The organism is Treponema sp., assembly GCF_045641405.1.
Taxonomy (GTDB): domain Bacteria; phylum Spirochaetota; class Spirochaetia; order Treponematales; family Treponemataceae; genus Treponema_D.
The window spans coordinates 79,659-103,164 of the sequence record NZ_JAZUGX010000073.1; the positions used below are offsets into that span (position 1 = coordinate 79,659).

The 23,506-nt window shown below is 40.9% G+C and carries 20 protein-coding genes; 9 read left to right on the forward strand and 11 right to left on the reverse strand.

Features of this window, described 5'->3' with window-relative positions; translation table 11 throughout:
• The first annotated feature begins 189 nt into the window (after positions 1 to 189).
• Both ACKI39_RS11675 and ACKI39_RS11680 read left to right on the forward strand, forming a co-directional pair.
• Positions 190 to 1,971 carry a hypothetical protein gene (locus ACKI39_RS11675; protein ID WP_407400728.1) on the forward strand — a complete coding sequence of 594 codons (1,782 nt, stop codon included), beginning with the start codon at positions 190 to 192 and terminating at the stop codon, positions 1,969 to 1,971.
• Between the two features lie 61 nt (positions 1,972 to 2,032).
• Positions 2,033 to 2,470, forward strand: coding sequence for a hypothetical protein (locus ACKI39_RS11680; RefSeq protein WP_407400730.1), 438 nt, complete (start codon positions 2,033 to 2,035; stop codon positions 2,468 to 2,470).
• A gap of 102 nt (positions 2,471 to 2,572) precedes the next feature.
• Here ACKI39_RS11680 and ACKI39_RS11685 read toward each other — a convergent pair whose 3' ends face one another.
• A complete protein-coding gene (locus ACKI39_RS11685; RefSeq protein ID WP_318690111.1) occupies positions 2,573 to 2,992 on the reverse strand; it encodes an acyl-CoA thioesterase in 420 nt (139 codons plus the stop codon).
• Between the two features lie 112 nt (positions 2,993 to 3,104).
• On the opposite strand from ACKI39_RS11685, the gene ACKI39_RS11690 reads away from it, so the two are divergent.
• A complete protein-coding gene (locus tag ACKI39_RS11690) occupies positions 3,105 to 3,266 on the forward strand; it encodes a hypothetical protein (protein ID WP_318690112.1) in 162 nt (53 codons plus the stop codon).
• Positions 3,267 to 3,322: 56 nt separating this feature from the next.
• Here the strand turns inward: ACKI39_RS11690 and purA are convergent, their stop codons facing one another.
• Together purA and ACKI39_RS11700 are read right to left on the reverse strand one after the other, a co-directional pair.
• A complete protein-coding gene (gene purA / locus ACKI39_RS11695; RefSeq protein WP_318690113.1) occupies positions 3,323 to 4,552 on the reverse strand; it encodes an adenylosuccinate synthase in 1,230 nt (409 codons plus the stop codon).
• Positions 4,553 to 4,618: 66 nt separating this feature from the next.
• Positions 4,619 to 6,124, reverse strand: a complete 1,506-nt coding sequence (locus ACKI39_RS11700) for an IMP dehydrogenase (RefSeq protein ID WP_407400732.1) — start codon at positions 6,122 to 6,124, stop codon at positions 4,619 to 4,621.
• A 129-nt stretch (positions 6,125 to 6,253) separates the two neighbouring features.
• On the opposite strand from ACKI39_RS11700, the gene ACKI39_RS11705 reads away from it, so the two are divergent.
• The 4 genes from ACKI39_RS11705 (at position 6,254) to ACKI39_RS11720 (ending at position 11,292) form a co-directional block, all read left to right on the forward strand.
• On the forward strand, positions 6,254 to 7,324 hold the full coding sequence (locus ACKI39_RS11705; RefSeq protein WP_407400734.1) for a LysM peptidoglycan-binding domain-containing protein: 1,071 nt from the start codon (positions 6,254 to 6,256) through the stop codon (positions 7,322 to 7,324).
• A gap of 171 nt (positions 7,325 to 7,495) precedes the next feature.
• Positions 7,496 to 8,164 (forward strand): response regulator, encoded by a 669-nt coding sequence (locus ACKI39_RS11710; RefSeq protein ID WP_407400736.1) that lies wholly within the window; start codon positions 7,496 to 7,498, stop codon positions 8,162 to 8,164.
• Complete coding sequence (locus ACKI39_RS11715) at positions 8,161 to 9,489, forward strand: sensor histidine kinase (protein ID WP_407400738.1); 1,329 nt, start codon at positions 8,161 to 8,163, stop codon at positions 9,487 to 9,489. The genes ACKI39_RS11710 and ACKI39_RS11715 overlap by 4 nt, the downstream gene beginning before the upstream one ends.
• Positions 9,490 to 9,642: 153 nt before the next feature.
• Complete coding sequence (locus ACKI39_RS11720; RefSeq protein ID WP_407400740.1) at positions 9,643 to 11,292, forward strand: Na/Pi cotransporter family protein; 1,650 nt, start codon at positions 9,643 to 9,645, stop codon at positions 11,290 to 11,292.
• A 1-nt stretch (position 11,293) separates the two neighbouring features.
• Here ACKI39_RS11720 and ACKI39_RS11725 read toward each other — a convergent pair whose 3' ends face one another.
• The 6 genes from ACKI39_RS11725 to ACKI39_RS11750 all read right to left on the reverse strand — a co-directional run bounded on the left by ACKI39_RS11725 (position 11,294) and on the right by ACKI39_RS11750 (position 18,349).
• Positions 11,294 to 12,316, reverse strand: a complete 1,023-nt coding sequence (locus ACKI39_RS11725) for a glycoside hydrolase family 5 protein (RefSeq protein ID WP_407400742.1) — start codon at positions 12,314 to 12,316, stop codon at positions 11,294 to 11,296.
• 37 nt (positions 12,317 to 12,353) lie between these two features.
• Positions 12,354 to 12,992, reverse strand: a complete 639-nt coding sequence (locus ACKI39_RS11730; protein WP_407400744.1) for a 3'-5' exonuclease — start codon at positions 12,990 to 12,992, stop codon at positions 12,354 to 12,356.
• 5 nt (positions 12,993 to 12,997) lie between these two features.
• Complete coding sequence (locus ACKI39_RS11735; protein ID WP_407400746.1) at positions 12,998 to 15,046, reverse strand: CHASE2 domain-containing protein; 2,049 nt, start codon at positions 15,044 to 15,046, stop codon at positions 12,998 to 13,000.
• A gap of 18 nt (positions 15,047 to 15,064) precedes the next feature.
• Positions 15,065 to 16,030, reverse strand: a complete 966-nt coding sequence (locus ACKI39_RS11740) for a M48 family metallopeptidase (RefSeq protein ID WP_407400748.1) — start codon at positions 16,028 to 16,030, stop codon at positions 15,065 to 15,067.
• On the reverse strand, positions 16,030 to 16,482 hold the full coding sequence (locus ACKI39_RS11745; RefSeq protein WP_407400750.1) for an SH3 domain-containing protein: 453 nt from the start codon (positions 16,480 to 16,482) through the stop codon (positions 16,030 to 16,032). Before ACKI39_RS11745 ends, ACKI39_RS11740 begins: the two co-directional genes overlap by 1 nt.
• An 85-nt stretch (positions 16,483 to 16,567) precedes the next feature.
• Entirely contained in the window at positions 16,568 to 18,349 is a 1,782-nt protein-coding gene (locus ACKI39_RS11750; protein ID WP_407400752.1) for a phospho-sugar mutase, read from the reverse strand.
• 112 nt (positions 18,350 to 18,461) lie between these two features.
• Between ACKI39_RS11750 and ACKI39_RS11755 the strand changes: the two genes are divergently transcribed.
• On the forward strand, positions 18,462 to 19,070 hold the full coding sequence (locus tag ACKI39_RS11755) for a penicillin-binding protein activator LpoB (protein WP_407400754.1): 609 nt from the start codon (positions 18,462 to 18,464) through the stop codon (positions 19,068 to 19,070).
• Positions 19,071 to 19,079: 9 nt separating this feature from the next.
• A complete protein-coding gene (locus tag ACKI39_RS11760) occupies positions 19,080 to 20,417 on the forward strand; it encodes a COG3014 family protein (RefSeq protein ID WP_407400756.1) in 1,338 nt (445 codons plus the stop codon).
• Between the two features lie 20 nt (positions 20,418 to 20,437).
• Here the strand turns inward: ACKI39_RS11760 and ACKI39_RS11765 are convergent, their stop codons facing one another.
• Positions 20,438 to 22,201 carry a phosphoglucomutase gene (locus ACKI39_RS11765; protein ID WP_407400758.1) on the reverse strand — a complete coding sequence of 588 codons (1,764 nt, stop codon included), beginning with the start codon at positions 22,199 to 22,201 and terminating at the stop codon, positions 20,438 to 20,440.
• A gap of 303 nt (positions 22,202 to 22,504) precedes the next feature.
• Positions 22,505 to 23,407, reverse strand: a complete 903-nt coding sequence (locus ACKI39_RS11770; protein WP_407400760.1) for an FAD:protein FMN transferase — start codon at positions 23,405 to 23,407, stop codon at positions 22,505 to 22,507.
• Positions 23,408 to 23,506: the final 99 nt, after the last annotated feature.

Consider the following 23,506-nt stretch of genomic DNA (forward strand, 5'->3'; position numbering starts at 1 on the left):
TGCACTTTTGTATTGAGTATATCTTCACAATAAAACAGTGAAAAATTCACAAAAATATTCTTATGAATTCACAAGTAATGGTGAAATGCTACTCATTACAAATCAATAATTACCATTGATAATTCAATTGAACTTTTTTGAGTTTAATAATTTTGCTAAGCGATGGTTATATCGAAAAGAGGGCTAGAAATGAGTAATGATGTATTGTCAGTGTTGCCACAGAGTGTGACATCTTCAAATGCGGAAAGCAGTGCACAAAGTGCTTTGATGAGCTGGAAAGGGGCAAGCGCTTCATGGGAGCAGAAAACCTGTGATTCTGTAGGAGCTGCATCAGTGGAATTTGCCGTTAAGTGGAATAACGCAATTATCCCGGAAATTGATTCAAAGATTAAGAAATTAGAGTCTGATTATGAAAGTAAAAAGGCTAAGCATGATGAAGCATATTCGCAGTACAAGGATAAGGAAAGGGAAGCAGAAAAGTATGATAAAGAAATAGATGATATCAGATTCGAAAAACTTCACCATATCGAATTAAAGGATGGTCTGGGGTTTGCTCCTGAAGCTGCAGAAAAGGGACCTGACGGAATGCCTAGGGTTGACTGGAAGATTGTAAATGCACCTGCATTTTATGCGGCAGACAAAAGGGAAAAGATTGCCTTAAGTGAACAGAGTGAATGCAAGAAACAGGCTGCTAAATTTGAAACAGAAGCAAAAAGCTGGTCTAAGCAGATGGATGCTGTTGAAGCTGAAATGAAAAAAGTTAAAAAAGAAAAGGAAGCTCTAGTAAAAAAGATTGAAACTTTCATTCTTGATGTTTACCACCTTAATTTAATGAATGAGTCCGTTGCTTTTTTGACAGCAGTAAAAAATTCTCCAATTGATTTTTCATCTTCAACAAAAAAATTGTTGTCGAGCCGTTTGTTCTTTATTAAGAATGCTTATAGGAAAACCTTTGATGCTTTTGAAAAAACAATTAAGGCAGGGGCAGATACATATAGCGGCTGCACTTTTGCTTTGGCAGAAAATCAGATTTCCTATAAGGCAGAGCGCCATGTAGAAATCAACAAGTTTAAAGGAGTGCTTCAGATTTCTTTGTTTTCCGATTCTCAGTCAAGCGCAAAATATTCAATTTCAAGTAAGAATGATTTCTTGATGACTGGAAAGGATATTGAAGCTGCAAAGCAGAATGTACAGGGTGCTTTCAAAACTTTTGAACTTTCTACAAACCGTGCCAATTTTACAGCTTCACTTAACAAGAACTATGAAAATGATGCCGTTGAAAGTGAAATTGAAAAACTCTCTGAAACCTCTGAAGCCTATGCAAAGGAGTTAAGTGAAATCCTTGAAGTAATGAAGGCAAATGGCGCTACAAACAGCAAAATCCGTATCCTTATAGGCAAAGTCATGAACTGGCATTTGGATCACTGGCCAAAACTTTGGTATAAGATTGCATCGATAGCCGCTGTACTGATACTTCTGGTTGGTGTTTTTGCTGGTACAATCGCAGGCATAAATAATGCTGTAAAAAATGCAGAATATAAAAAGATGTTTGCAGAATGGAATGTTACCACAGACAAGAAATCAAAAGAGATGACAAGTGCAAGAAGAAATATTGCTCTGTCAGACACTCAGCTTAGATATGTGTATGTTACTATTTACCAGGAAAATGAAGCGATGCAGATTGCAGAAGAAAATAAATCATTTAGCCTGAAGAAACCTGAAAAGTTCATTCCTTTTGATGAAGAATATGAATCGTTTATTAGACAGAGTCTGGCAGGTATATTGCCACAATCATCCGTTACTTATCTTTATTTTTTTGTAAGAGAATACGAAGGTGAAATTTATAAGCGCGAAAGTAAAAAGAAGCGCAAGGGAAATTCGTACGGTTGTATCATTTGTGTCGAGACTGATCAGGATGGATCTGTAAAAACAATGACAGATATATCTGGTTGTGGCCTGAGAACACGTTAATTAATGAAGAAGAATGAGGACAAAGAAAGTTTTTTTTCCCTCATTCTTTTATGGAGGATTTATGTCAGATAAAGATTATGGACACTGCAATTATTGTGGAAAATACAGGCCTTTGACATGGAATGGAGGTTATTGCTCTGAGCGCTGTTATAAAAAATCTGGACAGCAGGATCAGGATACAGCTGATGAAATCAACTATCAGATGTTGTGGTATTACAGGGATGATTTGGCTGCAGTAATATTCAGAACAATAGTCATGAGCATAGGCTGGAATGTTTTTTATTATTGCATCTTAGGCATTCTTCGTGATAATTCTCAGCCTACGTTGGTGAATATACTTACAATACCAACTCCTTTGGTAATGGTTGGCATTACGGTTGTTTTGTCAGTGTTCCAGAATCTGATAGAAAGAGGTAAGAGTAAACATTTTCGCTGGTTCATACAGTTTGGTATTCCTATACTTTTATTAATAGCTGTGGAAATTAAAATAAACGCTTAAAGTTTGCTGCTTCGGATTCCATACCTGTTCTGAATGATTTAGAAATGCAGATCGCAGATTGTCGGGCCAAGCCCGACAATGACATTTTCTATATGCTGGTTTTTATTTTGTGTCTTCTTCAAGTGCCTTCTGCATGAGTTCATCGTATGGATCTGCAGCCCGCTTGAAGTTGTAAAGCTTTCCATCCTTGAGAAAGCAATGGCGTGAATGTGCAGTTACACATAGGGCGCCAGTTTTCTTGTTTTTCATCACATAACCTATTTCAAGTTTGAGTCCGTTGTAGCCAAGTACCTTTACTTCAATTTCAAGTATGTCCGCGAATTCAGTTGGAGTCTTGTAATCAATGTCCAATCCTACTACTGGTGAGCCTATTCCTTTGCGCTCTACTTCTTCAAAAGGCATTCCGATTTCTTCAAGGTATTGAACGCGTGCCTCTTCCATGAACTTGATATAGTTTGAGTGATGGGTGATGCCCATTTTGTCTGTCTCGTGATAATTGATTTTGCGTGTATATTTAGTCATAGGGACATTTTCTAACTTTTTTATTTTATTTGCAATATTTTTCACCCTATATCATCAACTGATAGAGTGTCTATGGTATCTTTTAGACATCAAGAGATAGTGAGGTGTTTATATGTTGTATTATGTTTTTTATTCAATTGCTGCCGTTAATTTTGCTGCTTTCCTTGTTTCACTCATCATGTATACCAAGGAATCCATCAAGTGCGCAAACTACCGCAGGATGGAAGAATATATCCGCAGCCTTGAGATTGAGAATCTTAAGCAGGCTGTTTGAAATGAAAAAGGGCCGTCACATTGGACAGCCCTATTGATCAGCCTTTTACAGCCAGATTATTTCCAAGGATTCTTTCTGATGAAAGTCTCGTTTCTTTCGTAGCCAACGCTTACGATTGAAACAGGAGTTTCTGTGAAAGCCTCGATGAATTCAATGTACTTGCGTGCGTTCTTAGGAAGCTTGCTGTACTTCTTGATTTCCTTGAGTGAAGTCTTCCATCCGTCAAACTTTTCAAGAACTGGCTTTGCCTTGTTGAGCATGTCTACGTTTGATGGGAAGTCTGTTACGATCTTTCCGTCGATTTCGTATGCTACACAGGCCTCGATCTGATCCATTGCATCATAGATGTCAAGGTGTGTAAGAACGAGACCGTCCATGCTGTTGAAACGGCATGCATAGCGGAGGGCAACCAGGTCAAGGTAACCACAGCGGCGTGCGCGACCAGTTGTTACACCGTATTCACGGCCTGTGTCGCGTACATAGCGGCAAAGTTCGCTTTCTGATTCATCTGATTCATTGAATTCTGTTGGCATTGGACCGTTTCCAACGCGTGTCTGATATGCCTTGAAGACACCGAGGATCTGGTCGATTGAGTGTGGACCGATTCCTGAACCTGTACATGCACCTGCTGCACAAGATGTTCCAGAAGAAACGTATGGATATGTACCTGAGTCGATGTCGAGCATTGCACCCTGGGCACCTTCAAAGAGGATGTTGTCCTTTCTGAATTCGTGCATCTTTGCAACAAGGTCAACTCTCATTGAAAGGAGCTGGTCCTTGTACTTGTTGATGTATTCAAGGTCTTCCCCGTCGAATTCTGCCATCTTGTCTGCCCAGTCAAGGTCGGCAAGACGAACGCCGTCACGGTGTGCCTTTTCTGCATATGCAATACCCATACCGCGGCCTGTTGTTCCGATTGGACGCTTGCGCTGTGCATCGCGTTCCTTGTCCATTGTTCTGTACTTTGGAAGGATGAGCTGTGCACGGTCAGAGATAAATACACGGCCTTCCCAGTCGATGCCGTTGTCCTTGAGCATCTGGAGTTCGTTGAAAAGGGCTTCTGCGTCAATTACCATTCCACTTCCAAGGAATACTGTCTTGTCCTTGTAAAGGATTCCGCTTGGAACCTGGTGGAGGGCAAACTGCTTTCCGTCTACAACGATTGTATGTCCAGCATTTGGGCCGCCTGAATAGCGAACAACATACTTGGCATCTTCTGCAAGGTAGTCTACGATCTTACCTTTTCCTTCATCTCCCCACTGGGCACCGATGATTACAACGTTCATATAAAATCCTCCTGACTGCAAGAGATGCATTCAGCGCCAGATGCAGTCAAAAAATTTACAAATTGATTAGCTATGGATAGAAGTGTTTCTAACTGTTACGTCGTGAGCCGAACCTTCACTGATTGTTGTCTGGCTTACGAGGGTAATCTTTGCCTTTTCCTGAAGTTCAGGGATTGAAAGGGCACCACAGTTGCACATTGTGTGGATGATCTTGCTTGTTGTGAGGGCAACACCATCATGCAGATGTCCTGCGTATGGAACATAAGAGTCAACGCCTTCTTCGAAAGAAAGTGTCTTTTTTCCGCCAAGGTCATAGCGCTGCCAGTTGCGTGCGCGGTTTGAACCTTCGCCCCAATATTCCTTTACATAGCTTCCATTGATATTGAGCTTTGCTGTTGGTGATTCATCAAAGCGTGCAAAGTAGCGGCCCTGCATTACAAAGTCTGCACCCATAGCGAGGGCAAGAGTGATGTGGTAGTCATGAACTACGCCACCGTCTGAACAGATAGGAATGTAGATTCCAGTCTTTGCATAGTATTCGTCGCGTGCCTTTGCAACTTCGATTGTTGCTGTAGCCTGTCCGCGTCCGATACCCTTTGTTTCGCGAGTGATACAGATTGAACCGCCACCGATACCGATCTTGATGAAGTCTGCACCCTGTTCTGCAAGGTACATGAATCCTTCGCGGTCAACAACGTTTCCAGCACCAACCTTTGCGTTTGGCCATTTAGCGTGGATATCTTTAAGGGCCTTTCCCTGCCAGCAAGAGTAACCTTCTGAAGAGTCGAGACAAAGAACATCTACACCTGCGTCGAGGAGGGCAGGAACACGTTCCATGTAGTCGCGTGTATTGATACCTGCACCTACGATATATCTGTGCTGAGAATCAAGGTTTTCGTTTGGATAAGTCTGATGGTTGTCAAAGTCCTTGCGGAATACCATTGATACAAGGTTTCCGTTTCCGTCGATGATTGGGAGCTGGTTTACCTTGTGTGTCCAGATGAGGTCGTTTGCTTCAGAAAGTGTGATTCCGTCCTTGCCTGTAACGAGCTTAGAGAATGGAGTCATGTATTCAGAAACCTTTGCGTCTGGTGCAACGTGGTTGATTCTGTAGTCGCGTTCTGTGATGATTCCTTCAAGCTTTCCGTGAGCCGAACCATCGCTTGTAACTGCGATTGTGCTGTGGCCTGTTGTGGCAATAAGGTCAACTACTTCCTGAATTGTCTGGTCTGGGCGGATGTTTGAGTCTGAAGTTACGAATCCAGCCTTGTATGCCTTAACGCGGGCAACCATTGCTGCCTGGTTTTCAATTGTCTGTGAACCGAAGATGAAACTGATTCCACCTTCCTTTGCAAGTGCGATGGCAAGCTTATCATCTGAAACTGACTGCATTACTGCAGAAACCATAGGAATGTTCATTGTAAGAGCTGGTTTTTCACCTGCTTTCTTGTTGTAGCGTACGACTGGAGTCTTGAGGGAAACATTGTCCGGAATACACTCTTCTGATGTATAGCCTGGAATCAAAAGATACTCAGCGAATGTGTGAGAAGGCTCTTCATAATAATATGCCATGATTTACTCCTAATATAGAAAAATGATAATAGATACTTGCCAATGCATTATAGTGAATATGCACGCCTTAATAAAGGGAATTTGAAAAGAATTCTTCAGTCGTTTGGAAATTATGCCGAAAATCAGATTATGAAAGTGTCTAAATTTTTTATTTCCGCATCCGTTGTTTTTATTTCCATGTCTGCCCTTGCTTTTGCAGACATTACACACAAGGTTGAAAGCGGTGATACCTATTATTCCATTGCAAGAAAATATGGCGTAAAGGTAAGCGAAATTTATTCGGCAAACGGACTTACTGAAAATGATACTCTTAAGATCGGTCAAGCGCTTAAAATTCCAGGCATAGACAAGGCTGAAAAAAAGGCAGAGTCAAATTCATCGGTCGCCTACGATACATATGTAGTGCAGAAGGACGACACTTTCTACCGCATTGCAAAAAACAATTCGATTACCGTAGATGAGCTTCTTGAAATAAATGGCTATACTAAAAATGAAGTCCTAAAAGTTGGAAAGAAGATAAAGATTCCCCATAAGGGAGTTGCTTCTTCTACAGAGAGATCAAAGACTGAATCAAAAACAGTTGAAACCAAATCTGCTGACACAAAGGTTGAAGCAAGAAAATTTGATACATATACGGTTCAGAAGGGTGACACTTTCTATCACATTGCCAAGGTCAATGCCATCACGGTTGATGAGCTTAAAACACTTAATGGGCTTGATTCAAAGTCTGAACTTAAGGCTGGACAGAAACTTAAGATTCCAGTAACAATAGTAGATACTGCAAATGCAAATCTTCCGTCCCTTCCAGATGATCCAAGAAAATATTCTGCAAAGAAAGGCGATCCAAACCTTTCATGGCCTGTTAAGAATCCGACAATCACATACATGACAGGAAAAATCAGCGGTGTTCAGCTTGGCTGTGCAAAGAACGAGAATGTCACTGCGATCAGGGCTGGAACCGTAATGTATGTTGGAAACTATCGCGGTTACGGTCAGGTTGTTTTCGTACAGACAAAGACGGGGCATATCTATGTTTATAGTGGACTGGGGTCGATAAAGGTAAAGAAAGGCGACTATCTTGTATTCGGTGATGTAATAGGAACTGCAGGAACAGATAGCATCAAGGGGACAAACCAGATGTGCCTGATGGTGTTCCAGAAGTCGTCGCCGATAGATCCTGCAAAAGCACCAAGGGGTTGATACCCCTTGGTGCTTTTGGTCGAGTTTTCTTTGGCCGCATAACCGGGCGGGCAGAATGCTTCGCATTTACGGAAAATTCTTTATCACATCTTTGGCATAAGCTTTTATAATTTACACAATCTTTACAATTCAATAATTGATTTTTTCATCAAATCATCTATATATAGAGGTATGGTTTACATACTGGAAGATGATGACAATATCAGAAAACTTATAAAATATTCACTTACAAGTCAGGGTTTTGATGTTCAGGATTTTTCCCTTCCTTCTGATTTCTGGCAGGCTTTGGAAAACAACAAGCCTGATCTGTTGCTTCTGGATATTATGCTTCCTGAGGAAGATGGAATTTCAATTCTAAAAAAACTTCGGTTTAATCATGGGACTTCAACCGTTCCTGTAATAATGCTTACGGCAAAGGATTCGGAATACGATGTTGTTACGGGGCTTGATGCTGGAGCTGATGACTATGTTACAAAACCATTCGGCATGATGGCTCTTGTCTCACGGATAAAGGCAGTTCTTAGAAGGTATGAAAAGTCAGATTCAAAAAAAGAAATTCTTGAAGCGGGTGGAATTAAACTTGACGAAAACCAGCATACCGTATTTGCAGGCAGCCAGCAGATATTCCTTACGGTAAAGGAATTCGATCTACTTCTGCTTCTTATGAAAAACAGAGGCAATGTGCTTACAAGGGAACTGCTTCTTGAATCTGTATGGGACCTTTCATCAGACGTTGAAAGCCGAACCGTCGATGTACACATTAGAACTTTGAGGGCAAAGCTTGGTGAATATGAAAAGAACATCGAAACAATTCGCGGCGTAGGATATAAATTCGTATGAAAAACAGATCGCTTACTTTTAGAATTTTTACAAATACTTTTTCTGTTGGAGCATTCATCTATTTTATCTGTGCTTTTTTGTTTATCTCCAACATGTACGGTTATTTTGAAAAACAGATTTTTTCTGAACTTGAAACGGAAAGCAATTTTCTTGAAAGCTATGTTCTGGAAAATAATCTTGATCATCTTGGTTCTTTAAAGACTGAGAATCGTATAACGCTTATTGATTCAAATGGAAAAGTTTATTTTGACAACACGGTGGATGCTGCGACCTTGGAAAACCATGGCAGCAGAAAGGAATTCCTTGAAGTAAAAACAAAAGGTTCAGTGCAGATAGCAAGATTTTCTTCTACAATGACTGAAAAAACTTTGTATTTTGCAAGGCTTCTTTCCAATGGTGATGTGTTGAGAATCAGCTGTGACCAGCATTCAGTATGGGTCTTGATTTTGGGTATGAGCCAGATCCTGATGGTGATGCTGGTTCTTGCCGTAATTGTTTCTGGCATATCTGCTTCCTGGATAAGCAAAAAAATCGTAGAGCCTTTGAACCTTATTGATCTTGAAAATCCGGAAGCAAGTCAGGTCTACGAAGAATTGAAGCCGTTTACAAAAAGAATTGCGGAAGAGAATTTTGAAAAATCCCAGAGGGAAGAACTTCGCCAGCAGTTTACGGCAAACGTGAGTCATGAATTGAAGACACCGCTTACAAGTATCAGTGGATTTGCTGAAATATTGAAGACAGAGGGGACAGACCCCAAGGTTACAAGGGATTTTGCAGGGTCCATCTACGATGAGGCTCAGCGCATGATTACCCTTGTCAACGACATCATCAAACTTTCAAAACTGGATGAAAAATCCATAAGCCTTGAAAAGGAAGCTTTGAGTCTCCGCGAAATCTGTCGTGAAGCCATGAATGTTCTTTCTGCAGCGGCAAAAGCAAAAAATGTGACTGTAAACCTGAGCGGGGACAGCGGACTTATCAACGGAGTTCAGCCTGTAATTTATGAAATGGTCTATAACCTTATGGACAATGCCATAAAGTACAATGTTCAGGGTGGAAAGGTTGATGTTACCCTTCAGAATCTGATTGACAGCAAAAGCGTGATCCTTACAGTAAAGGATACAGGCATCGGAATTCCTGCATCAGAAAAGGAAAGAATTTTCGAACGCTTTTACAGAATCGATAAAAGTCGATCAAAACAGAATGGAGGCACTGGTCTTGGGCTCAGCATTGTAAAGCATGCTGCTAAATATCATCAGGCAAGCATTCTTTTGACCAGTGAAGTTGGAAAGGGCAGTACGTTTACTGTTGTTTTCCCAGTATAAAGCCTCTGTTTTTTGTTTTTCTCTTTGGAATCTATAATTCCGTATAGTAAATCAGGCAGACTTAAATCCTCTCTTTTTGATTAATGAAGAATTTTACATAAATTTTACATAAATTTGATTTTCAAACTTTCTGCAATTAATCATAATTTAACCATGATTATGAATGTAATTTCACAGATTGTGGGGTTTGCAGGTTCTCTTTGTCTCCTTCTTTTCGGAATGAACATGCTGAGTAACGGTATTCAAAAGGGAGCAGGAAGCGGTATGCAGAAGCTTCTTGGCAAGATTACGGGTAACCGATTTTATGCCGTGCTCACTGGTATCGGTGTTACTGCCATCATTCAGTCATCTGGAGCAACTACGGTCATGGTTGTTTCCTTTGTCAATGCGGAAATTCTGAACCTTGAACAGGCAATCGGAGTTATCTTTGGAGCCAATATAGGTACCACGGTAACGGCATGGATTGTTTCATTCTTTGGATTCAGTTTTTCGATTTCTGCAATGGCTGTCCCGCTTTTTGGATTCGGGTATATCCTTAAATACTTTAAGCGCTTAAAGATACACAACTTTGCGGAATGCTTCATGGGATTTGCATTGCTTTTCATGGGTCTTGGGCTGTTAAAAGAAAGCCTTTCCCTTGGACCTGCCGCAAGCAAAATATTTGCTGTCATAAATGACTGGGGAATAAAAGGTATATTTCTTGGAGTTATCATAGGTGCCTTCATAACGGCATTGATCCACTCAAGTTCTGCTATGACGGCAATAGTTTTGACTATGGCGGCAAATGGCACCTTGTCATGGAACCTTAGTGCGGCAATTGTTTTAGGTAGCAACATTGGTTCTACCGTAGATGCTGTCATGTCGAGTCTTGGTGCTTCCGTAAATGCGCGGCGTACTGCCTTTGTTCATGTTGCCTTCAATGTTTCTGGAACATTACTTGCACTTGCAGTTTTCAATCCTTTCCTTCAGCTGATAGATTTTATCGTCCCTCTAGAACCTGCCGCAAATATTACGACTCATATTGCCATGCTTCATACTGTCTTCAACATCTGCGCAACGTTGGTATTCATTCCTTTTGTCAGCCAGATTGCTACCATCGCAAAAAAAGTTATTTCAGAGTCTGCTGAGGCAAAGGATGAACATTATCATCTTCCAACGATTCTTCCACATTCAAGAATCAGTGCTGATCTTTATTCATTTCAGATACAAAAGGAAATTACAAAGATGAGCGCAAAAGTTATGGAAATGTTTGACTCTGTATGCAATAGTTTCATAAATCCTGCAAATGCAGAAAATGAAAATGAACATGTCAGGTATCTTGAAAACTATATTGATGAGATGAATGGAGCGATTACTGAATTCCTTCAGAAGTGTTCAAGGCTACCAAATGCAAATAGAGACGACAGAGTCTATTTTTCAACTCTGCTCCATATTACTGATGCCCTTGAAAACTTAAGCGATGAAACATGCTCTCTCATGCACACCGTTAAAAAATATGTTTCTAATTCAGATTATGATTTCAACTTCATCCGTTCAAAAGAAATAAGTGAATATGTTGAGCGTGTCCGCGTGTTTTATGAACAGGTCTGCCTTTATTTTACTGTTGGATTCAGCGTAGAGGAAAAAAACGCTGGAGAACTTATTGAAGAAAAAATTGATGAGACTAAGAAAGAATTGAAACGGGCCAGCCGTAAGCGACTTGAATCTGGTGCTGATGTAAAGGAAGAACTTCAATACATTGATATGGTCAGAAAAGTAGAAAGGGCTGGTGACTGCGTCTATGCTATGTTGCAGAGCCTGTGAATCAAAGGTATTGGAGTATGATCTCCCTTATTCCTTCGAAGCGAGGATCCTTCAAACCGTAATCAAGTCCCTTATATGTCCATAGTGCCCTTCCGATTCCGTGAAATTCAAAGGCTTCGTGGATCTGCTTGAACCATTGAAGAGTAGAGGCGTTGTCTGCACGGTCAATGGCACCGTATTCAACGCAGTAAATGATGGTGTTGAGTTTTTCGACATAGTTTACAGCACGTTGAAAAAGGTTCTTGAAGTAATCGGGACCAAGAAGATCTGGACAGGTATTCTTTGCCGAAAATCTGATTGCCGGATATTTTTCCAGGCGTTCATGGTATTCTTCCTTTGATACAGGAAAGCTCATTTTTGCATCGTTTGGAATATCGTCTCTCCAATAAGCCTGCTGCTGGCAAAAAAGCAAAGGCTCGTAGCAGTGAAAACTAAATCCAACATTAGGGTCATGAAAATCCGAAAGGGTTGTTATTGCATTAACACTTGAATGGCTTGAGCCGCATACAAGAATTTTTGTTGTCGGTGCAAATACACGGATAATTGAAATGGCACTTCTTGCAATGTTCATCCAGGAATCCTGATCTGTTGCATCCATTACGGCATTCAGAAGTTCAAAGCAGATTCTGTCTGGTCTTGAGCCGTAGCGTTTTGCAATGGAAATCCAGATGTTTATGAATCGCATGATGACTTTTTCATTGTGGAAAAATCCTTCATCGGTTTCTCCGTCAAGAAAGTAGTAACCGTAGAACTTATGAATTTCAATGATGAGGTTTACATTGTATTCGTCACACCATTCAAGACAACGGTCAAGATATTCGAAATTCTCTTCCTTTGACCCACCTTTCTCATCCTGCAGAAGCGTATAATCGACAGGAACCCTTACATGATCAAGTCCCCAGTCTGCAATCTGCTTTATGTCTTCTTTTGTGATGAATGTATCAAGATGATCTTTTTTCAAGCTACTCTGTGAAAGCCAGCCACCAAGGTTTATTCCTTTTCTAAATCCGTTCCATGGTTCCATGAGAACAATTATAACACAGAAAAATATAATATAAACATCAGGAATTGAGGGCAAGCATGGCAAGTGTCTTTATGTCAGTGTTTTCTTTCTTTTCGAGTACCAGATGCTTAAACAGTTCCATACAGACTCTTGCATCATCATTTGCTCTATGGGCTTGAAGGACGTTTATCCCATAGCGATTGGCAAGAGATTGAAGTCTGTAAGCTCCTTCTTCAGTTCCTTTAAAGTCAGGATGAAACGCTCTGGTCATTACAAGAGTGTCTATTACCTGATGTTCGAGCTTTGGCTGTCCAATTCGTTCTAGTTCAGCATCGATAAAATGAATGTCAAAGGGAGCGTTGTGAGCAATCAAAATTGTATCTTTCCCACCGCAGTATTCCTTGAATCTTTCAATGGCCTCCGCAGCTGTAGGACTTTTACTTACCATGAAATCATCGATTCCTGTAAGCTGGGTTATGTACATGGGAATTTCAACGGGAGGTTTAATAAGAATGTCGAAAGGCTCATCAAGAAGACCGTATCGGTTGAATTTTACCGCGCCAATTTCAATGAGAAAGTTTTCTTTGGGATGAAGACCTGTTGTTTCCGTATCGACCGCAACATAGGTGTAGTCTTTTTCAAAAAAATCACGGACAGTTCTTTTATTGTCTGTAAGTATCTTAATGTTGGAACCCATTTTTTTTATTTGCCTTTTGCAATCCAAACTCCAGTCCAGTGCTCGTCAATGACCGTTTTATCTTCAATGATTTCACGGCAATGTTCCGCGTACTTTGAACTTGGGGCATCGCTAGTGTTTGTTTCAAAAACAGAAAGGGCTTCCTTTATCTTTCCATCGTAGAACAAATTCAAACCCTGAGAAAATTTTTCAAGGGAATCAAAGTTCTTCTGATATTCTTCCTTGAGCATTGGTTCATACACTGTGACTGCCTGAGTTTTTCCAACTACCTGAACTTTTCCAAGCTGACGGAAAGCAAGGTTTGTTCCATTGTCCGATACCTGGGCCATTGTTGATTCGCTGCACATTATGTATGTTCCGAATTGCTTGTTCAGGCCTTCAAGTCTGGATGCAAGGTTTACAGCATCTCCAAACATGGTGTAATCGAATCTTGTCTGGCTGCCCATGTTGCCGACTACGGCATCTCCCGTATTGATTCCGATTCTAGTCCACATTGGGCGACCAACTTTTGAAATGAAAAAGTCTTCCATTTCCTTAAGCCGCTGCTGGCATTTTACGGCAACTTCAAGGGCCATGTTGCTGTGGTTTGGAATATCTGTAGGTGCATTCCAAAAGGCGATGATGGCATCTCCTTCATACTTATCAATTGTGCCGCCAGTTTCTAATATTATTGAAGACATTTCACTTAAATAACAGTTCAGAAGGTCTGTAAGTTTTTCCGGAGTGAGTCCCTCGCTTAAAGTTGTAAAACTCTGAACGTCTGAAAAGAAAATGCTGATGTTGCGCTTTTCTCCGCCCAACTTAAGTTTTTCAGGATTTGAAATCAGCTGATTGATTACGCTTGGACTAAGATACTGACTGAAGGCTCCTTTGATGAATCTTTTTTGGCGGCCTTCCATAAAGTAATCAATGCTGGCTTTTGCAAGGTATGAAAAAACGAATGCTGCCAGAAGTGGTACTGACCACATATAAAGGCATTTAACAAAGCCGATGTATGTTAATGCGTTTACAAGTCCAATTCCTAAAGTTATTGACAGAATATTTGCTGCTACTATGGAAAATGTTCTTTTTCTTTTTCCCGAGAAGTGAGCAAGGTGTACTCCTGCAATGCAAAAGAGCAATACGAACAGGTAATTAAGCCATAATGGAATATCCCTTATGAAATCCTTGCTAAGAAGATTGTCCAGGGTTGTAATTGGAATTCCAGATCCTGGATAAACTTTACTTACTGGAGAAGAGCAGATATCAAAAAGTCCTGGTGCATAATAAAGGACGAATACATGGGCATTTTCGAAATCTTCCGCTGAAAAATCTTCATATTCTTCTCCTCTTGAAGTCTTATCAATGCAGTCCAGGATGTCAAAGGCACAGAAATGAGGATATCGGTTTATGTCCCCTCTGAAATTCAGTCTGAGAGTTTCCGTGTTCTTGGTGTTGTCATATGTAGAAGGCAATCCAGAAGGAACACCATCTTCCAAATCGTAAACTGGTCGGAATCCCATTGATACAAGAGTATGGCCTTCAAAATCATCTGTAATTCTTGTACGCCTGATGGTTCCGTCTTCGTCGGTTGCGCTGGTGGTGTTTGAAAGATTTGAAAGGGAGTCTTTGATTTTTTCTATGGGATTAAGCAATTGTCCTTCACTCATGAACTGGGCGGCATAAGATTTTGTGTGAGTTCCTGAAGAGAGAAGGTTTGCAAAGGCATCGTCGTCCGATTGTCCGAGAATGGAAGGTTCTGTAAAAAGAATATCATATGTACAGCTTGAAGCTTTTCCCTGGTCAAGGAAACTGTAGATTTTTCCATAAGCTTCTCTTGGCCAAGGCCAACTCCAGCCGAATGTTTTGTTGGCCTGAGTTATGCTGTACTGGTCAACAAGAATCAGGACAATGTCGTCATTTGGTTTTGAAAACTTGGCAGAAAAATTTACCCTTGCATCATAGGATTTGAATTCAAGGGACTGAAATACATTTAGCTTTGTCAGGCCAATGATTACAAGAAATGTAAGGACACATATGGTCCACGGAATTAATCTCCCAAGTTTTTTTTTCATTTATTCTGCTCCAAAAAATCAGAATGACTTCTTTGCCATGTTATATCTTGTAAGGCGTGGTGTTAAATCTACGTCCGCATAGATTCCATATTTTTTGTTAAGGTTTGTTTTTCTTTCCTTTGGGGAAGGGTGAGTTTTACCAAAACCAGTGCTTCCTGTAGGGGTGTTCTTTTCAAGCTGTGAAAGCATTGCGTCCATTTCTCTTGCCTTATATCCGGCTGCATTTAAAATGGTGATGGCGTATGCATCTGCTTCGAACTCAAACTTCTTTGAATAACCGCTGTTGATGAGGGTGTCGATGCTGTCACCAATTATATCAGAAAAAGATTTTGTAACTTCAGCAAGTTGATCTGATGTCTTTATATTGGAATCATTTCCCTTGGAGTTCTGAACTGCATCTGCTGTAGTCATTGCTGCGGCAAGACCAAGTGATTTCCATGCATCCTTTTTGCGACTGCTACTGATGGACTGAATGGCATGATTTTTTGAAATGTGTGCAAGTTCATGTGCTATGACGGCTGCAAGCTGATCTTCGTTTTCAGTACACTTCATGAGTCCTCTAGTAACAAGGATATGTCCTCCGCTAGTTGCAAAGGCATTGATTTCATCAGTGTCCAGAATTGCAATGTGATATCCGTTGAACATTTCGTTTGCATTGGAGGCAATAACAAGGGTGTTCATAATGTTTGAAACGTATGCAGTTGCATTCTTGTTTCCGTATACCTTGTATTTGGAAAGTATTGATGCAGCAACACTGCGCCCAATGTAATATTCTTCTTCAAGAGTGAAAGAAATTTTTGAATTCTCCACATCGTCCATGCTTTTGTCTATTGCTTCTACAGTACTTCCGCTGAGGACACCGGCTTCTCCAAGAACTTTTGCTGAAACCTTTGTTACAGAAGCCATGGTTTCGCATGAAGCCAAAAGGAATGCCGAAACTGTAAGAAGGGAAAGGGTTGTGATGAATGATAGGATGCGTTTCATTATCTGTCACCTCCCTTGAGTTTTCCTTCTTCAATGAAGTCGTTTAGTTTTGCCATGTCCTGTGTTGATTTTTCCAATTCATCCACAGCCTTATAGTTTCCGTTTTCTGAATTTGCATAGAGGTTTTCAATTTCTGCAGAAAATCCTTTACCCGCAAGAGCTATTTCCTTTGCGTTTGCGGATCCCTTTGATGAAATTTTTCTTTCGCTGGTTTTGTTGGTTTTAACCCATCCCTTTATTGAAGGTTTTCCTGAGACCTGAACGTAAGTCCAGTCACCGTCCGCATCAAGGACGATAAGCTCGGCACCATATGATACCTTTGTAACCATTTTCCCAAAGAGAGATTTTTTATTCATCAGATCTGCTGAGTTTGTGTTTACATAAATTTTCTTTTCTGCAAAACAGAATGCAGTGAAAAATAGAACTAGCACTGTTGATAATACTTTTTTCATAACTTTCCTCTATTTCTATAATAAAAAAAAATCCGAGGAATTGGAATTCCTCGGATTAATTATTTCAATATCAACTGAAACTCAATTATTTAGCTGAATCAAGGATCTTTGTGATTTCCTTAGAGATTGCATCACAAAGCTTTGCTGCTTCTGCCTTAGACTTTGCAAGTTCAGTGTCCTTTCCACCCTTAACTGGTGTGCAGCTGTTGATGTAGAACTTGATCTTTGGTTCTGTTCCAGATGGACGAGCAGAAACGATTGTTCCGCCTTCAAGGAAGAACTGGAGAACGTTGCTCTTTGGGAACTTGAGCTTTTTCTTCTTGTCCTTCTTTGCAGGATCGAATTCAACCTGTTCTCCGATGTCGCGGATCTTGAGAACCTTCTTTCCACCGAGAGTCTTGAGTCCTTCTGTGCGGAGCTTTGTCATGATTCCGCCCATGATTGCAGGACCCTTAACGCCTGGGAAGTACTTGCTGATTGAGCGGTCTTCAAAGTATCCGTACTTCTTGTACATTTCATCGAGACGCTGGAGCAAAGATACTCCCTGGCTTCTCCAGTAAAGTGTCATTTCTGCACAGAGGGCAGCTGCTGAAACGCCGTCCTTGTCCATTACAGACTTTTCAATCTTATAGCCGTAGCTTTCTTCAAGGCCGAATACATAGCTGTTTGTCTTGTTCTTTTCGAATTCTGCTTCTGCTGCTGCGATCCACTTGAATCCTGTGAGAACTTCGATGAGCTTTACCTTGTACTTCTTACAGATTGCATCAACGAATGGTGATGTAACGATTGAGCGGATACATGCAGGATTTTCAGGCATCTTCTTCTTTTCTGTGCGTGAAAGGAGGATGTAATCGCAGAGGAGTGCACCCATCTGGTTTCCTGTAACGAGAACGTAGTTTCCGTTTTCATCTGGGAAAGCTGTACCAAAGCGGTCTGCATCTGGGTCTGTTGCCATTACAACATCAGCCTTTTCTTTCTTTGCAAGTTCAACAGCCATCTTGAGTGCTGGTGCTTCTTCTGGATTTGGCTTTTCTACTGTTGGGAATGCTCCGTCTGGTTTCTTCTGCTGTGGAACAGTGATAACCTTGAGTCCGAGGTCGCCAAGAACTTTTTCTACGTGCATAGCACCAGTTCCGTGGAGTGGTGTGTAAACGATCTTAACGTTCTTTGCTTCCTTCTTGATGAGGGCTGGGCGGAAGAGTTCCTTCTTGATCATTGCCCAGTATGGTTCGTCGATTTCCTTGTCGATCACGATGAGCTTGCCAGCTTTGACTGCTGCAGCCTTGCTCATTGTGTTGATCTTTTCAACAGCGTTAACTTCCTTGATGATACCAACATCATGTGGTTCGATAACCTGTGCACCGTCATCCCAGTATGCCTTGTATCCGTTGTACTGAGGTGGGTTGTGTGATGCTGTTACAACAACACCAGTCTGAGCCTTGAGCTTGCGGATTGCAAATGAAAGTTCTGGAGTTGGGCGGAGTGACTTGAAGAGATAAGCTGTGATTCCGTTTGCTGCAAATATGCGTGCTGTTGCTTCTGCAAACTTGTCAGAGTTCTTGCGGCTGTCGTATGCAACAACTGCCTTGAGAGTTCCCTTCTTTGCCTTTGCAGGGAAAGCCTTGATTACGTAGTTAGCGAGACCCTGTGTTGCCTTGTTGATTTCAAGAGTGTTCATGCGGTTTGTTCCGCCACCCATAACACCGCGAAGACCACCTGTTCCGAATTCAAGTGTTGTGTAGAAACGGTCTTCGAGTTCCTTCATGTCCTTCTTTGCAACAAGAGCTTCAACTTCCTTGCGGAAATCCGCGTCTTTTTCTTCAGCAATGTACTTTTTTGCTGCTTCAAGGATTTCGTTCTGGTTCATAAAATATATCTCCTATCAATGAGTACAGAATTATAAAAAAAAGTATAGCAAATAAATTTTACTTGTTCTATTATATGTTTAAAGAAACTGTAAAATTTTTAAGGGGAAAGGAATGAGAAAAAATATTTTGTTAAGCATTGTTTTGCTTTCAATCTGTTCGGCCTTATGTTTTAGTGCCAAGGTAAAAAGAGTTGATTCGGACAAGCTTACTGATCTTGATGGATTCTGGAATGACAACGATGTAAAAATTGTATGTGACAGCCTTATCGAACAGTGTGTCAATTCTCCTGCCGTAAGAAAAAAGTCTGCAAAGATTGAAAGCATCACTGGCGAGATGCCATATGCAATCATCGGAAAAATAGAAAACAACAGTTCGGAGCACATTGATACTTCCATCATTGAAACTAAATTCCGTAATGCAATCATCAATAGTGGTGTTATGAATTTTGTTGCATCTAAAAATGAACGTGATTATCTCCGTGAAGAAAAGGATGATCAGCAGGAAACTACAGTCAATGCAAAGTCTCTTGGAAATGAAACTGCAGCGGACTATATGCTCATCGGAACTGTAAAATCTATCGTTCAGAAGGAAGGTAAAAAATCTGTCCGTGCCTATTTCGTTGATGTGCAGCTTGTTGATATTGAAACAAACAGAATCCTTTGGACTGGGGAAGACGATTCAATAAAGAAGGTTGTTAAAAGATCAAAGGTTAAGCTTTAATAATCAGACATGAAAATAAAATCTTTAACAATTTCTGCTGTCTGCATTTTACTTTTGACAGGTTGTGGTTCTACAAAGAAAATTGATCAGGTGAAATTCGATCAATGCTTTGAAAGTGGGGAATACGGTGAATGTGCTTCCATGCTAGAAAACACAAAGGCTGCGGAAAACATTGAAACAGCTATAGATATTTCTCTTCTTAAGAATTATGCAGGTGATTATGCAGGCTCTGCTGAATATTTCAATGCAACAAATCAGGCTCTTGATGATGCTTTTACACGAAGCATAACAAAAGGAATTGCGGCAGCTATTGCCAACGAAAATGCATCTGATTATGCAGGGAATGTCTATGAGTACATGCTTGTAAATGCTTTCAACAGCCTTAATTACTACAACATGGGTGACCTTAAGGAAGCCCTGGTTGAAATCCGTATGATTGAAAACAAGCAGAAAGAATACATCAATAAATATGGAGAACTTATTCTTTCTGAAGAGGAAGATTCCACTGCTGCGGATGCATCTGCTGCAACTCTTGGAATCAATATGAATGAATACAAGGATTCGATTCCAAGAAATGCAAATGAGGGTGACTTATACAAGGATTCTTCTTTTGCCCATTATCTTGCCGCATTGTTATATCTTCAGGATGACAGCGGAGATCCAAAGCTTCATGAACGGGAGTACCGTGCCTTGAATCCAAACGGAGCAAGTCTTGTTGACGATTTCAACATTCCATATGGAATGGGAAGGCTTGATGTTGTTGCTCTTGCTGGAAAAATCAAGGAGAGAGTGGAAGCTTCTATTCAGATTCCATTTTACATATATGACATTCCAGCAATGAATCCTCACCTTAAATATGTATGGCCTACTGTAGATGGTGTTCCAGACGGGAATTACAGAGTTAAGGTTTCCGTAAAAAATGGTGAATCAAAAGTATTGAAGGTTGTTGAAAATTTTGATGTGGCAGTAAACAAGGATGTTGCTTCAAAAGCAAAGAAAGCATTCATGCGAAGTTTCATCAGAAGTACCGTTAAGGAAGGTAGTGTGGTTGCAAGCGCAATCATTACATACAACGCCTGCAAAAATGATTTCTTCAGGGAACTTGCCCTTATAGCTTTGGGTCCGACAATCAATGCCGTTAACCTTACTGAAACTGCTGATGTAAGGCAGGCAAAATATCTTCCAAGCAAAGTTTGTGGCGGTGGTTTTACCCTTGAGCCAGGAAGCTATTCCATCGTAGTTGAATATTACCGAGGCAAGGAATTGATTGTAACGGAAGAGTTTGAAAACCTTGAGGTCAAGGCAAACAGCATTACCCTTGTTGAATCTGTTGGAGTTGCAAGATAAAGGTACTGCTGCTTGATATATTATTCATCTGCCTTCTTGAGGATTTCTGTTTCCCACTGGAGAAGTTTTTTCTCCAGGTCCTGGTTGTTTCCCTTTACGTCGCACATTACGCGGAAAACAGGTTCGGTTCCGCTTGGACGCATCCAGATGAAGGCAACAGGATTCCCATTTTTATCATGGAAACGAACTTTAAGTCCGCCGTTGGCATTGTTCCAGTTTTCGTCTCCAACAGTTTCCTTTGTTCCGTTGGTAAGACAGCATGTCCAGCTGAAAATTCCCTCAGTTTCAAATTCTGCTTTTCTGTCTGAAAAGAATTTTTCAAACTCAGTTTTGAAGTTTTCCTTAAGCTTTCCTTTGTCTTCCATCTTTACCTGTAGGACGGCACGGTCTTCGCTTACGCCTGTGGTAGTGTAGGCTGGCAACGTGTCGATTACATCTGCAAGCGTAAAGTCATTTCTGTATTTGTCTTCCTGTCCGCTTTTTTTGCACCAGATATGGAAAAGTCCTTCTCCATTTTTTGTATCTCGGAGTGAAAGAAGTTTTACGAGTGCGAAAATCGTTGCGACAGGATCGCGGACTGCAGACGGATATGTAATGTTTCCACCGTTGCTTCCTTCTCCAAATATGCGAACGTTGAATCCTTCCGCACGTTTTTCGCGGGCAAGGTTGACTACATTTGCTTCACCGACTTCCGCACGGAAAACTTTTGCTCCAAGGCTTGATGCGATTTCATCAATGCGCATGGAAGTAGGGCAGTTTATGGCGACCGCAAGATTTTTTGTGGATGGATTTTTCCAGTATTCAAAGGAAAGTTCAGCCATTACGCAAAGTGCAAATACTTCCTGTGCAGGAATTGGCTGGGCTGTCTGAGTTTTTTCATTCCAGTAGACAATGTTTCCACGGTCACCGTCGCAGTCAGGCATGTAGCCAAGGAGAGCGGATGTGATTCCATCTTTCTGCATCTGCTGCATTCTGTCTGCACAGTGCACAAGATTTTCAGGTTCAGGAATGATTGCGTGGACAATCTGTCCTGGAATATCGTTGAATGATTCAAGCTTAATTTTGCATGATGGAATGAACTTCTTGTCGATGGAAGCACCACGGGCTGAACCGTTCATGTCGCATACCAAAGTTAAAGGATTTTTCTTGCATGCTTTTTTGATTTCATTGAAGATGACCTTCTGAGCTGCAGGTTTTTCACAGCCGCTTATTACGTGACGGATGAATTTTTCATATGATTTGAGGCTCTGCTTCTTATAGTATTTTGCGGCTCCAACAGCAGGAATCCCTTCAAGTTTTTTTAGAAGTGCAGCCTGTTCATCCTGTGTAATTTCTGCGCATTTTTTCTTGAAGCTTTCGATAACTTTTTTTGCTTCTCCGCCTTCAAGAACTCCTCCGTCGCTGAGACCGAATTTGATTCCGTTATGTCCAACGGGATTGTGGCTTGCGGAAATGTAGATGAATCCGTCAAAGTTTTTTGCATAGGCCATGATTTCTGGAGCCGAAGCGTAACCGAGGTAAACTGGTTTGATTTCATTGCAGCTGCAGGCATTGAGTATTACCCGCGCAATTTCAGCTCCTGTTGGACGAGTGTCTGTTGCGATTACTACTTCTGGTCTTGCGTTGCCTGTTACTGATTTTATGTATTCAGCAAAAGTTGATCCAATTGAATAGGAAAGAATTTTGTTGTCGTTGCCGATTTCTTTTGATGAGCTTTCGCCGTTTTTGTCTTCTGTAAAAATCTTTCTCCATCCTGATGCGGAGAGAATCATATTGTGTTCCATGTGTGAAGTATAGATTGAAAACAGAAAGTTGAAAAGAGAATGGGCGAAAGCGTTTGAATCACTAGATGCCGGAAACTTTTTTAACTTTCGCCCCAAGAATCAGGAACTTTCAGTCCCCGATTCTTGTACACTGAGATAGGGATGGGGGAAAAGCGTTTGAATTACTAGATGCCGGGAACTTTTTTAACTTTCGCCCTAAGAATCAGGAACTTTCAGTTCCCGATTCTTGTACACTGAGATAGGGATGGGGGAAAAGCGTTTGAATCAATAGATGCCGAATTTTTTTTAACTTTCGCCCTTGAGTTACATTTCGTGAATTTCTATTTCACCTAGAGTTGAAAAATTGTTTTTGTCGTTGATGAAAACTACTGCGATATTCGTCTTGAATTCCTTTTCGATCGTTGGAATTACGGCTGCTGCTTTTTCTTTCCCCATGATAAAAAAAGCCGTGGAAAGACAGTCTGCAAGTATGCTTTTGGAACAGACGATTGTTGCGGATGCTGTTCCGTTTGCTGAAGGGATTCCCGTCTTTGTGTCGAATATGTGATGGTAGCGTATTCCGTCTTTTTCAAAATAGCGTTCATAGTTTCCACTTGTGACAATGGATTTTTCAGCGGTGGAAATTATCAGCAGGGGAGTGGCATTGGGATCCTTGGGATTTTTTATGCCAACGTTCCAGAATGATCCGTCGGCTTTTTTGCCGAACATGTAGATATTGCCTCCAAGATCAACTACGGATTTTTTTACTTTGTATGATTTGAGAATTTTTATGATCTCATCGGCGGCATAGCCTTTCACGATTGCTCCAAGGTTTATGCTCATTCCTTTTTCTTCAAGAAAAACAGAATCGCTGTCTGTAGTGATTTTTTTCCAGTCGACTTTTTCCATTGCGGCTTTTATTTCATCTTGATCAGGAACTTTTGCGTGGTCAGTGTTGATGCCCCATAGTTCAATAAGAGGATTTGCGGAAATGTCCAGGGCTCCGTCTGTAAGCTCCGAAATTTTCTGCGCGGTGTTTACTACGTACAGAAATTCCTTTGAAACTTCAACTGAACTGATGCCTGCGTTTTTGTTTACAAGGCATATTTCAGAGTCAGGAATCGTAAGACTGAATTTTTTTTCTATTGAATCGAGTTTTTCAAAAATGGAATTGTAAAGTTCAATGGTTCCATCTTCGAAAGCATTTACTGAACATACAGTATCCATGCAAATCTTCGATTGGGGAGGAAGAACTGTTTTGACTTTGCAGCCGGAAAAGAAAAATACCGCAACTAAAAAAAATATGGTAAAAACTGGATGGTAAGT